The organism is Leptospira ainlahdjerensis, from assembly GCF_016919175.1.
In the GTDB taxonomy this organism is placed as follows: domain Bacteria; phylum Spirochaetota; class Leptospiria; order Leptospirales; family Leptospiraceae; genus Leptospira; species Leptospira ainlahdjerensis.
On sequence record NZ_JAFFPU010000053.1, the window covers coordinates 1 to 13,749 of the forward strand.

Annotated in this window: 6 protein-coding genes and 1 pseudogene; 1 reads left to right on the forward strand and 6 read right to left on the reverse strand. The window is 42.6% G+C overall.

Annotated features, from left to right (window positions below; translation table 11 throughout):
• Positions 1-183: 183 nt before the first annotated feature.
• The 6 genes and pseudogenes from JWG45_RS14535 to JWG45_RS14560 all read right to left on the reverse strand — a co-directional run bounded on the left by JWG45_RS14535 (position 184) and on the right by JWG45_RS14560 (position 7,340).
• Positions 184-1,171: pseudogene (locus tag JWG45_RS14535) on the reverse strand (helix-turn-helix domain-containing protein).
• 243 nt (positions 1,172-1,414) lie between these two features.
• A complete protein-coding gene (locus tag JWG45_RS14540) occupies positions 1,415-2,656 on the reverse strand; it encodes an RCC1 domain-containing protein (RefSeq protein ID WP_205280408.1) in 1,242 nt (413 codons plus the stop codon).
• A gap of 686 nt (positions 2,657-3,342) precedes the next feature.
• A complete protein-coding gene (locus tag JWG45_RS14545; protein ID WP_232380703.1) occupies positions 3,343-4,194 on the reverse strand; it encodes a hypothetical protein in 852 nt (283 codons plus the stop codon).
• Between the two features lie 282 nt (positions 4,195-4,476).
• Complete coding sequence (locus JWG45_RS14550) at positions 4,477-5,085, reverse strand: tetratricopeptide repeat protein (RefSeq protein WP_205280409.1); 609 nt, start codon at positions 5,083-5,085, stop codon at positions 4,477-4,479.
• A gap of 6 nt (positions 5,086-5,091) precedes the next feature.
• The gene (locus JWG45_RS14555; RefSeq protein ID WP_205280410.1) at positions 5,092-6,462 is read right to left on the reverse strand and encodes a Kelch repeat-containing protein; all 1,371 of its coding nucleotides are present in this window, start codon (positions 6,460-6,462) and stop codon (positions 5,092-5,094) included.
• Positions 6,459-7,340, reverse strand: a complete 882-nt coding sequence (locus JWG45_RS14560) for an LA_3334 family protein (RefSeq protein WP_205280411.1) — start codon at positions 7,338-7,340, stop codon at positions 6,459-6,461. Before JWG45_RS14560 ends, JWG45_RS14555 begins: the two co-directional genes overlap by 4 nt.
• 461 nt (positions 7,341-7,801) lie before the next feature.
• On the opposite strand from JWG45_RS14560, the gene JWG45_RS14565 reads away from it, so the two are divergent.
• The coding region (locus JWG45_RS14565; protein ID WP_205280413.1) for a type IV secretion protein Rhs at positions 7,802-13,749 on the forward strand (5,948 nt) is incomplete at its 3' end.

The following is a 13,749-nucleotide window of genomic DNA, read 5'->3' on the forward strand; positions in this document are numbered from 1 at the left end:
AATCCCCACTCCAACCCGTTTCTTCGAAACGTTCTTGGCGCGGAGATTTCTACGGCTCATGTAAGAAAGGAATTTCTGTGTAGTGATATGATAGTATTCTTCCGCAGTTCTTTTGAAAGGAATTGACTAATTTTCAGAAATCGATTCCTCGCTCTCCTTGAATTTAATTTCCTCAATGAAAACTTAAAAAGGAGTTCTTCCGTTCATGTTTCTTTCCTGATGGGCTTGCTTGTAATTGTATTCCACAAAAAAGATTTCCAAGTCGATTTACATCTCTTCAATGGACTCGTAGAATTTAGTTCTACCGGCGATTCTAAAATGTTCTTCGAGCAAAGTTCGATGAAGTCGTTCAACGTATCCACTGCTTTGAGGTCTTCGGACCTTAGTGTTTCGATGCTCGATCTCTTCTAATTGAAGAAATAATTCGAAAGGATGTTGATCTTCTCTTCCACAATACTCACGACCATTATCGGTAAGAACGGTCCAAACTTTGCATTATGTTCTTCAAAGAATGGAAGGACATCGTTATTGAGAGTTTGAACGGCAGCTACAGGAACCTTTGTGTTGAAAAGTCTCCCCCAAGCGAATCGACTGTGACAGTCGACAACGGTTTGTAGATAAACTCTTCCCACTCCCTTTAATGAACCAACCATAAAGGTATCGATGGAAACCAATTCTCCGGTATAATCGACTTGTATGTGCCCTTCTCTATATTCTGGATCAAATCTTTCTAAAAGTTTAATCTGCTCCTCGCTGAGAGGTATGATTTGGTCCTTGTGATGTTCTTCGAGTCTCAGAAGTCTTTGATGTTTGGTTACGAGTTTATTTCTTGTCCAAACTCCTCTGACACCTCCGGAACTTACCTTGATTCCTTTGAGACTGAGTTGTTGGGCGACCTTCAAACATCCATGAGTAGGGCGTTGAAGAGAATACTCTAAGACTTCTTTTTCGATTTCTTCACTGACTCGGTTTGGATGAGGTCCTGTTGCTCCAGGGATTCTATCTAAGAGTCCTTCTGCGCCGTATGTTTGAAAGTTCCTTCGGATCTCGTAGAGCTGCTGACGGGAATATCCCATGATCTTGCAGACTTTACTGACATTTTCTAATTCGTTAGCAAGTTCTAATAAATTTAGCTTTCTTCTTTTTCTACTGCATTGGTATTGTTGGTCATCGGTTTCTCCTGGGTTTAAAAAATTTGCGGTAAAATCATTTTTACTTTCAGAAGAAATCGGGATCACTGATTTTTACCCGACCGTCAGGTGAATACTGTTACTACACAGTTAGAGCGCAGATTACACTACTTTTATTTTTTATGGAAAATTATTATTTCTTAAGTTCTCAGTAAACGCGTCTTCGAAGGATGCTTCTCAATTTGTTTTTATAGAATGTTTTTGAAAAAATTAGAATTTTCCACTTACCGATAGGAAACGTCCAAAGGTGGCATTTGCCCCGCAGAAGTGCCGATATCGGTCGTGTGCCCATAGCCCAATTGTCCGTAGCCATTGGCTCCCCAACAGCGGACCCGTCCTGTGGCGGCTAACGCACAAGTATGACCATATCCCAATGAAACCTCTTTTACGGAGACTCCAACCGGAACCGCACCTGCTGAAGCCGGGGTCTCGTCGTCCCCGATCTGGATTACGTTTCCGTAACCGAGTTTCCCGTTTGTACCAAGTCCCCAACAACGTAAAGTATCATCGACTAACAATGCGCAGGTGTGATGAGTAATTGAAACCTGACGAACGTTTCCTCCAAGGACCAGATCCGTCAATCCGGCTGGAGTCTCATCGTCTCCGACGTTCACTAAAGAACCGGGATAACCCAACCTGCCGTCTACGCCGTAACCCCAACACTGCAATTGTTGAAGAGTTCCGATTACACATGCATGATACAATCCGATCGAAATTTTAGAGATGGAAAGCCCGAGCGATACGGTTCCGACGCTAAATGGAGTGTTCGTTGCACCCACGTCCGTCGTATTTGCGTATCCCAATTGTCCAAAATTATTGCTACCCCAACAGTAAACGTTTGAATTCACAAGGACTACGCAGGATCCGTACCATCCCGAAGAAAGAGAGGCAACGGCCACTCCTCCCGTATTGACCACATTCGACAGTGAAGCGTTATTAACGGTTCCGGCGATTCCGGATCCCAGCTCTCCGGAAGAATTTCCTCCCCAACAACGAACCGTACTATCGATCAATAAGGCACATGAAAAATAGCTTCCGACAGTGACCTGAGTCGCGGTCATGGGTAGTGGGACGTCACCCGCGCTTGCCGGAGTTTCATCGTCTCCGATCGAATTCAGGTTTCCGTATCCTAATTGACCGTTACTACCTTTTCCCCAACAACGGATTTTTCCGTTCGTAAGTAAAACGCAGGTATGTTCTTCTCCGGCCGCGATTTGTTGAACGTCTCCTCCCACGTCCACATCGACAACAGTGGAGGGGAATTCGTTATCTCCGATTGAGTTTACATTTCCCAACCCCAGTTGTCCGACATTATTTCTTCCCCAACAACGCACCTTCGCATTCGTCAAAAGGACGCAAACATGATTTCCTCCCGAAACAAGAGAGTTGGCCATCACAGGCCCCAGAGTAGACTGAGATTCAGTTGAAGCGGGCTGATTGTCCACAGTGATAAAAAAGTTTTGCAACCATTTATGCTCGATATATTCTCTGGTAGTCGGATCCGAAGGATTGTAAGTCTTTAGAGAACAGAAAGAAAATAGAAATAGGAACAGGAGGAAAATACTCCGAACGAACTGAGAATACATTCAGACAGTATAATGTAACGAGCAGAATTCCTCGATATGAATTATAAGTGGAAAATTTCAACTTATAGCATATGCTTCGAAATAAGTATTTTCTAATCGGGATTCATCTGCGATTCAAAAAACTCCCACAAGGAACCCTGGGTCTCGCGAAAACTAATGTTGCCGATGATTTTCTATAATAACCAATTCCCGATTTGAATTTTAATCAAATTTGAATTCAAATCAAGGCATTTTGCAAATTAAGTCACTTTCAAAAAATTGAATTGAACGAGATTTAGAGCAATTTTAGGAACTGAGAAAACTGAGGGGAAATAATTGCCTGACTCGTTTTCAAGATGAGCTTCTAAAGTTTAGAGAGCGATCGATAAGCTCCCTTTTGATCTTGCACAAACGAGTCCATTAAATCGGGGAGATTCACAGTGATCTTAATTCTTTCTTGTCACTCAAATCAATATTCTAAAGCTTTTAGTGTTAATAACGATAAAAACAACTTAGTTGTAAACAGAACAGGAATGTAATTGCTAATCTAATGAATTTTTCTTTTTTCAAATTATGAATGCTTTTCCCTAAAGATTAAATCCGATTCCAAACTTTGCGGAATATTCCTGAAACGACCAAATATGTCTTTGTTTTACATCGAGCAGATTGTGAAAACTTCCGGCTGTCTCCGCATACGCATCATAATTGTTGCCGACCGCTTCTCCTAAAAGATAGATTTTTTCGGAAATAAAAAATCGAGATCCGATCATAATGCTCGATTGTATTATTTTAGTATTGTAAATCGCATCTCTTCCATAACCAACCGAAAGACGAATATAGGGATCAAAAATAGAGTTTTCAAGAAAGTGGTATGCGAGATGGAAGTTGAAAGTTCTGATTCGTAAGAACGAATTCTCTTGATAGGTGACGTACGGGAGGATAGACTCTAGTTTGACGAGTTGATCTGTTGGTATATTCTGAATTGCGGGTGAAATGGATCGAAGAATTCCCAGGTCAAAAGAATAATTCAATTTTGGATAAGATAGGTTTGAGGCTTGAAATTCGGAATTGTTCAGACTCAAGCCGAATCCGAATTTGGATTGAAGCAAATACTCAAATAGAAAAGAAACGTTCTGCCCGTTCATTTTTGGTTTTGGAGCATTGTTGAAGGCATAAACGCTTGCAATCTTGTCTTCCGGTGTCCCGAATTCTGTCGAATAAGGGCCGATAATATTCACGTTATCATATTTTACTTCCCGGTCCATAATATTGCCGCTGTCATCGATTTTACGCGGACTTGCGTTAAGATATTTGATTCCTTCTCCGTAAGTAAGTTCAATAAAGAAGGGACTTCTTTTGTTCTCCGCCGTTAAGCCGAAGGAAGTGAATAGGATTCCTACTATTAGAATTTGAAACAGCGCTTTTTTCTTTCTTTGCATTTACAAAATCTCCAGTGAGGAAATCAAACTATTGATGTTTTGAATTTCTGGTTTTGCGATTTGTGGAAACATCAGTTTTAGTTTTTGATTTTGTCAAACGGCTTCAGGATTTCATTTTACTCAAATTTAAAAATCATAAATCAGTTTATAAATTTAGTTAGGAAGTATGAGGTAAGATTTCTCATTTTATCGGAACCGCTTTATTTTAAGATCTTGCAGGCGCCCCTTCTTTTGTGGGGGATTGAATTCGGATGAAGGTGATACAAAACCAAGAAACATCCTCTATCTTCGTCTCCAAATGAAAATGGTCAAAATCAAGTTCAGAGAAGAAAAGATAGTTAACAGTATAATTGCTATTTGATAATATTTTTCTTTCGAATGGCTCGTTTCGTTTTCATGATTGTAAGTTTTCGTTTGCAAAAGAATTGAATTCAATTCTTCCTTTAGATCCTGAACCGAACGATAAATCTCCGAGTCCAAAAGAATCACAGTATTCGAACCGGATCCTTTTCCAAAACCTGACTGTGCGAAATTTCTCTGACTTGGCATCTTTCGCAAATTCTCTATCTCTGCTTTCAGCTCTTGATTCAAAGGCCATTTTAAATATGCTTTTTGAAAAAACTGTTTCGCTCGGTCGTAATTCCCGCGTTTCTTTTCTTCTCTTGCGAGTCCGATCCAAGCCCTTGTAAGAATGAATTCCGCTTTTGGATCCGAAGGATTGTTTGTGAGAAGCGAGATTGCAAGACTTTCGGCTTTTGCGTATTGGCTTTCTTCGAGAAGTCTTTCTCCATCTTCATGGCTTCCTGCCATTACGTTTTCTTCGGAAGATAAACCGAATGAAAGGATGAGAAGGAGTAGGGGAATCGTAGAATATTTTAAAATCGATTTCATCCTTTCTTACCTGTCGATTCGAATGACTTGGTGAGCGTAACGCGCTCTTGGCATTTTCTGACTTTCCGTAGTCCAAGTGCTTGCGACCGGATTTTGAAGTCCGATGGAATAAATTGTATCGGTGGGAATATTCAGAGCGGAAGCTCCTCCAAGGACGAATAACTTTCTTGTTTCATAAGAGGCTTGGGTTCCTGGATAATAAATGGAAACCGGAAGAATCGGGCCGATGGCGAACACGCCCGTTCCGATTTGAAAGAAGTCGGTTCTGTTCGAAGGAGTGATGGAACCAACGGGTTGTAAGGTGCTCGTTCCCGTGGAGCCGCCTATGACTGCAAACCATTCCGGATCTGTCGGAAACGAATCTGAGTTCAGAGGTTTTACGCAAGCGGAACCGGATCCATGCCTTGCAAGGTTGATGGAAGGCTCACCCGCGCTCGTGGTTGAATTTACGGAAGGAACATATCCGTCCGAAGTAACTTGAGCGGAACCATCCGCGTTGAATCTTCCACCTGTGAAGAGGATCGATCCATTGAGTCCACAGCCGGCCATATCGATTCTTGCGAAGATTGCAGTGAGAGAGACAAAACTTTGCCAAACACCAGTTGGTCCAATTCCGGGAAAGAATCTGGAAACTGTATTTAGAACTGTTCCCGTTGTCATGTCCGTTGTGGTAGTTCCGGCGATGATAAAGATTTCTTCCCCAACGGAAGCGATTACTCCACCTTGATTTGCGGTTGGCATTTCGGCTAACGTCTTCCACTGATCCAAGTATGGATCATAGACTTCCGTTTTTTTAGAAGCCACAAAGACGCCGGCCTGTTTTTCCAAACCACCAATCACATAGATTTTTTCTTTGTGAGAGACTACGTTTGCAAATGCGCGGGGAGTTGGAATCGAGGTCGCCGCTGGAAACCAAATGGAAGTTACTGGATCATAGAAATCAATCTGTGAAACTGGATTTGCATCGGCTCCGATTCCGCCTACGACCCAAAGCCCACGAGTTCTATTTGGAAAATCGCTAACCCATGTTTTAAATGCGATCGGAACCCCTTGGAGGTTACTAATATCCGAAGAACAAAACACAGAAGCGATATAATCGGTGTTCGATTCTAAGTTGGGAAGAGTCATCGAGTGAATTTTAGAATTTTCTAAACTGATACTCGCCGATTCGATTCCTCCTCTTCCATACGCAAGGGTTCCAGGTTGAGAAGAAGAACATTCCCAACTGATCGTCGCGGATCTTGGCCCTAACTGAGTCACAAGTGCAAGAGTTACCTTTGCAGTTTCCGCCTCATGGATATTGGAAAGAGGAGAGTTTTGGCAATTCAAGAAAAGGGAAAGGAAAACGAGAGAAGTAAATTTGAATAATAAGTTCATAACAAAAGACCCCAAGAGATTCTTAAACCGGTTCTACAAAGAGAATCACCGGATTCTATCGTGCATTGTGAGCGAACTCCCAACCTTAATCGGGATCCATTGTTTAAATCCCAAGCCCACCCAACTTCGCTTAACAACTCTGGATCGGTTCCGTTTACGGATCTGGATTCGCTTTTCCATTGAATTGCGGTGACTCCGCCGCCAAAGAGGAAGTAGGGAGCCGAAGAGCCGAATTGTTTCCCGAGATAGAAGGATTGATTCCAAAGGCTCACAGAACCTTGGGTCGTAGAAGGAGCGTTTGAATATTCCGAAAGAAATCCAAAAAACCAAAGAGGCCAATTTAAGAATCCTTTTTCTAAAAAGAGTCCGGCTCCTGCGGTCGCGGGGTTTGTTTGAAACCAAGCTCCGTGATTTGCTTGAGCAAAAAAACTTCCACCGACAAAGAGCTGATTCTCTCCCGATCTTCCAGAAAGATATTTATCAGGCAAATCCGGGCTTTCGTGATCTGAATCTAAAGATTTAGAATTTGAGTTTTGAATCTTTGCTTTGTCGATTTCTACAAAACCAAGTTCGGTTTTAAAAGTAATCTTGTCTTTTTTTCGTTCTACGATGATCCCTCGTATGGAGCTTCCATCCGTTAGCCGAAACTCTGAATATTGATACGAAGATTCAGGACCTTTTCTTGTGTAATCGATTCTTTGAATCTCAAACTTTGGGATTCGATACAATCTACCTTTCCAACGGAGACTAACGGTATCCGCGCTTTCGTTGATCTCTTCTACTAAGAACGCATCGCCTGATTTGAGTAGGAGTTCGGAAGAGAAGAGGGGAGTTGAGAGTAGTATTAAAGAGACAATAACGTTTCTAATTTTTTTCACCGTATCTTTGCCGAATTTTCTTTTGTTCAGCAAGTCGGAAGTGTATCTTTTTTGTAAATGAATTTAAGATTTTGTTTCAAAAGAGATATTCTTATCAAAATAAATTTCAAGGTAAAACATTGTACTAAGAATTGTCGTTTGTTCCTTATTATAATGTTTATTATAGCTTAAAACTTTTTAAGAAACGCCAAATTTTTAAAAATTATTTCCCACCTTGTATTCTTCTTTTAATCATGTCAATTTAGTAGCAAGTTCTTGGCGTTTCTGTTTTTGGATGCTTTGATTTGTGAATCCTACTTCTGATTTTTGGGCTTTGGAGTTTTTGGATGAAATCGTATCTTCTCCGTATTTTTTCTTTATGTTTTGTGATTCTTTTTGTTCTTAATTTTTCTTGGATCCGTTCGCTCCAAAGTTTTTTTTCTTTAGCCCTTCCTTCCGAAGAATCTTCTCTTCCTCAGTCGATTCCGAAACTCAGCGTGGATTCTTTCGGTAAGTCTTCGTTTTCGTTTCCTATTTCGGTTCCTCCTGGTGCGGGGGATTTGGTTCCGAAACTTTCTATCCGTTATTCTTCTTCCTCTTCTCCCGGTATTTTAGGGAAGGGTTTTTCTCTCGAGGGGCTTCCCTCAGTTCAGGTGAATCCCAATTTCGGTTATTTTGAAAACGATTCTCGTTTTATTTCCTCTATCGGCGGTGAGTTCTTATCCGATTCCGGTGGTTTGTATTTTTCTAAATTTCAGCCATCTCTTAAGATTACTCGTTTGTCAGGCGGAGCCTGGAAGATTGAAGAGAAGAATGGGACGGAATATCAGTTTGGCATTACGAGCGATTCTAAAATTTTTGCCCAAGCTCCGGATTCGGGCAAAGTGATTTCCTGGGGTTTAAATCGTGTTCGTGATTCTTTTGGAAACGGATACGATATTTCCTACAATGCGGACGGTCTTTCCAACGGTCTTTTGTTACCTTCGGAAATCGTTTACGTTCACGGGAATGCCCGGATTTCTTTTTCTTACTCTCATGAGTCTTCGGGTTTTATTTCGGTTCTCTTTCATTCGAATGTGAAACAAATTCACTCGAAAGTTCTTTCGAGTATCGATGTCTTTGCTAAGGACGAGAACGGTTCCGAATCGAATGTTGATTCCTATTCTTTTGATTATATTTTTGACGATACTTCCCGTTTGTTAAAATCCATTGGTCGTTCCCATTACGAACCTTTGACCTTTTCTTATTCGAACCATTCCGTTGATTCTCTTTCTTCTCCGAGCACCAATCGTTCGATTTCGAACGGGTTTGCTCTGACGTTTCGTGCGATTCAGGAAGGTCTTCAAGGCGCTTTTGATAACGGTATGATCGCCTGCGCTTGTACGGCTAATGCCGGTTGTATGGCCTCGGTCGGTCCTTGGGCGATTTTGATCTGCGGTTGGGCCACTCAGAATATTTGGGACGTTCACTCCAACGGTGTTGAAACTTCTTTTGCCGGAGCTCTGGATGTCAACGGGGACGGTATTTCCGAATACGTTCGTGTTCTCGGTTCGAAGGACAATCAACATTTTTATGTTACCGATCTGCAATCGGGCGGCGACGCTTTGAATTCTTCTTTGCCCATAGATTCTTCCCCGCTCGGTAACGTTTTGAACCTCACGAGCAAAGGAAGAATTTTTCCCGGCGATTTTAACGGAGACGGGAAAGCGGATTTTCTCCTTTTTGAAAAACCGGACGTTCCTTTTCGGATTTTTTGGGGGCCCGATTTTCACGATTCCGTTACGAACGTTTCCGCGTTTGTTCCTCAATCCCAGGATAAAAGAGGAAGACATTTCGTCGTCGATTTGAATGGGGATGGTCTTTCGGATCTTGTTCAGGCGAATCTTAGTCTTGGTTTAGACGTCTTTCTTTCCGACGGTTCCTCTTTGTATTTTTCTCAGACTCTTTCTTTCTCGGACTTCGGTTTGGAATTTCAGCTTTTTGCGGATTTGGATCGCAACGGGATTCCCGATTTTATCCGTATGGAAGGTTTGCCCGGTTCTCGAAGATTGATCGTTTCCTTTTTATCTTTGAATCCGGTTTCTAATTCGATTTCGGTGGTCGGTAGTACATCTTTGAATGAGAGCTCTTCCTTCGGTGGCAGTTTCGGTTCTTCCGGGAATCGTTTTTTTGCCGATACGAACGGCGACGGCTTTTTGGATTTTGTCACGATGAGTTCGGGTTCCTTTCCCTTTCTCGGTACTTTCATTCATCAGTATCATTTTAACGGGAAGAGTTTTCAATCGGAGAATATCGGACAATTTTTGAACGACGTGCCTCTTTCGGTTGAGATCGGTAATCCCTTTTTGCCCGGCGCTTACGGTTATGCGGATTACGATATCAACTACGACGGTCGTATGGATCGGGTTACGAGAAACGGCGAGACCGGTTATCTTGTGGAAATTTTGAAACAAGACGGGTCTTTTTCTTCTCCGATTTCGGTGATGCCCAATCAAGACACGATTGTGGATTTAGACGAGGACGGTCAGGACGACAAGATTCGAGTCGGGTATTTCTTTTTTCTCGTTCAGATTCAGGTTCGTTTCGCTCCGGATGATCGATTTGTTTGGAACGATATCGACAACAACCGCATGGCGATTCCCACTCCTACTCCCGAGGAAACGGCGTCCCTTTCCGATGTCGGTTATTCCAATTGGAAGAACAAGAAAGATTTTTCGGATCTGAATCGAGACGGTAGGGCGGATCTGATTTATTTTCAGAACGGTAGAATTTTTGTTCGTCTTGCCGATTTGAATTCTTCCGGTTTGGTTTCGTTTCCTCTGTCTTCGGATTTTTCTTGGGCTTCCGGTGGTTTTTTGCAAAGCCTTGATTTTAACGGGGACGGAGTTACCGAATTGATCGGTTTGAGCACTAGCCCGCAAAAGTATTCCGATTGGACTCCGAGTCCAAATCCAGTTTTACCTTCCATTCTTGTAAGACAGGTCCCTTTTGCCTCCAATTCTACTTTAGAAATTCTTCGTTTTGAGCCAAAGATCCCGGACGGTCTGATTCAAAATATTTTCCAAGGTACGGAATCCTCTTTTCATCAGGTCGTTAAGATCGAGTACGATTTAAAAAAGAATCATCTCGCTTCTCAACCTGCGAGTCAAAGAATCAACGCTTCTGCGGTCAGTCCTTCCCGTCCTAACGTTTTTCCTTTTTTTGCGCCGGATACGGTTGTAAAATCGATTTCTTCCTTTGGTTGGGACGGTTCCGCCGAATTCTTAATTTCTAAATCGGATTATAAATTCAGTACTCCTCGTTTTTTTCGGGGGGATTTGCGTAAGTCCTCTCTCCTAGGTTATGAATCGGTTTCTTCTTTTGATTCCATCACCGGCACAAATACCGTTCGGTCCTTTAGTTCTTCGGATCCCGATTTGGCCGGTGTGGAAACTTCTTTGATCGTGAGCAAGGCCGGGACGCCGATTCATTCCAGTTCCCATGTTTATTCTAAATCGGTTTTGTCGAACGGTTCGACTTGGATCCGTCCGGTTTCTTCTTCCGAAACGATCTATCGCTCGGGCGCCGTTTTTCAATCGGTCTTCACTTCTCTTCTCTACGACGCCAATTTCAACCAGGTGGGGAAGTCTTCGATGATCGACGGGGTTTCCGTCTCGGATGTTACCACTTACGACCCGGCTTCCTTTCTTTTAAAACCTCAGTCGAATGTGAGTTCCAAGGACGGTCAGGTGGTTGCGAGAAAAGAATTCGATTACAACGGAAATTTTCTTTCCAAGGTCCGAGAAAAAATCGATACGAACGCCTTTTCGGAGTCCGAATTTCTTTCTTTCGATTCTTTCGGGAATCCCACCCAAGTCCGCGATATCCGAGGTAATATTTCTCTTATCGAATACGATTCCGTGGTTCACAAGTTTCCGGTGAGGGTTACGAATTCGTTCGGTCACGTTTCCGAAAAAACCTACGATCTTAGGAGCGGTTTGGTTCTTTCAAGCAAGGACGAAAACGGAAATATTACGGTAAATAAATATGATTCTTTCGGTCGGTTGATCGCCGTTCAATTGCCCGGCGCTTCCGACTGGACCAAGACGATCGAATATTCCAATTCGGGGAGTCTTGTTGGCGCTAGGGTTAAAACTACGGTTTACGCCGACGATGATTCGATTTCTTGGTCGGAAGAGATCGTCAATATGAAGGATGGGTTGACCGTTAAACGAGGTAGTCTTTTGGACGGTTTGGTTTTGACCGAAGCGACTTACAAGGATCAGGCGGGTAAGGTTTTGCGAAAGATCGATCCGCATTTGGAAGGCCAAGAGATCCTCGGTGTTAAGGATTATGTTTACGACGATAATCAGGATTTGATCAAGATCACTTCGAATGACGGGTCCGAATCTTCTATTTCGTATAACGGGAATTCTACGACGACGGTTTCGAAGTCGGGTTCCACCGTTCTTTCTACTTTGGTGGAAGTCAAAAACGGTTTGGGGCAGACGATCAGCAAAACCTTAAACGGTAAGACGATTGGTTATGAATATACTCCAAAAGGGAATGTATCAAAAATTATAGATCCTGAAAACGGCCAGACGTCGATCAGTTTTAACTTTGCGGGGAAGCAGACTTCCGTGAGCAACGTGAACAGCGGGACGATTTTTTACGAGTATGATTCTTCCGGTAACCTTATCGAAGAGCGTCACGCGAACGGTTCCAGAATCCGTTTTACTTACGATTCTTTAGGTAGAATTTTGAGCAAAAGGGCCGATTCTTCCAGCGGAACTTCGGTTCACAATTTCGAATATGATCTCCCTTCTTCTTCCAATTCTTTGGGCCGTTTGTCCAGAGTTACGGATGAATTGGGAACCACCGAATTTTCCTACGATGCTCGCGGGAATCAAACCGTGATTAAAAAGACTCTTCCGAACGAAGACAACCTGGTTTTACTTTTGGAAAAGAAATTCAATTTTCTGAATCAAGTTACAGAAGTGATTTATCCCGAAGGGACGAAGATCCATCACAAGTATTCTCAATCCGGTTATGTGAACGGAATTACGCTGACTCCGAATGATGGGTCGAGTTCGGAACATCCTCTTGTTTCCTACAAAGGACCCGTGATCGAGGGCAATCGGGTGAAAATCATTCGAGAATTAGGGAACGGAGTTTGGACAGATATCTACGTTGACAAATTGACCAAGCGCGCTTTGGAGACTGTGACTAAGATCGGAACCAACGTTTATGAAAACGTTGCATATTCGTATGACGAGAAAGGAAATTTTTCCCAGATTGAAGACAAGTTGAACGGAACCAGGACGCAGAGTTTTGTGTATGATTCTTTCAATCGTCTTGTTTCTGCTACTGGTAAATACGGAACCGAAACTTATGTTTACAGCGATACGGGTAAACTTTTGCAAAAAGGCGACAAGACATTTAGTTATGGTGATCCGAGTCATGCGAATGCTGTAACGCATGTGAGCAGTCCTGGATATATCGGAGACTATGCGTATGATGGTGCAGGGAATATGATCGCCCGCAACGGAGCGGTTCTTGAATACGACGGTTTTCAAAAGATGCGAAGAATGGAAACTTTAGAACAAGGAACGATTCTTTATGATTACGATTTTACCGGCAGTCGCTTGATCAAAAACCGATTGCAGGACGGAAGTAAAGTGATCAGCTTGGGCGGTCTGTACGAGATATCGTATCGAGCTGGTTTTTCTCCACAACATACGTTGTATTTTAAAGGAGCTGGTGGGGAATTGATCGGTCAGTGGACGACAGAAACGGCAGTACTTCGAACAAGCACCGCATCTGGAGGTTTTCAAGATTGGAAGAACGATGCATTCGGAAAACTGAACGGCCTTTACTACAAGAGTATGGACGCTGTATTTGAAACTCGCAGTTTTTTTAGAACCAATCCAATAGGCGTATTTTCAGGTATTATAATCTTACTTGGATTAGGAATTTGTTTTGTTCTTTTACACAAAGAAGGAATTGTAGAGGGGATTCAATTAAAACTTCTCACTCCTTTAACGCTCATATCCATGTTGATGTTTGTAACGAATTGTAACGGTCTTTTGAATGGTGGAAGCGGAGATGATCCCCCTTGGATGCTTGCTCCCCTAGTAATTCCACCTGGAACCCCAGCTATCTTTACAACACCTTCTCAATCTGGAAATTCAGGAACGCCGATCGGAGGCACACCGGTAAACGGTTTTGTATTTTTCAATACGGATCACTTAGGATCAGTGACAATGGCGATGGATGGTCAAGGGAATCGACTTGGGGGCGGGGAATGGGGAGGAAGCTCCCACGTGAGCTACAAACCGTATGGAGAAGTTCAGAGAAACGATTCCCAAGGTCCTGATATATTTCGATACAAATACACAGGTCAAGAAGAAGACCGTGAGACAGGCCTTTACTACTACAAAGCTCGCTATTA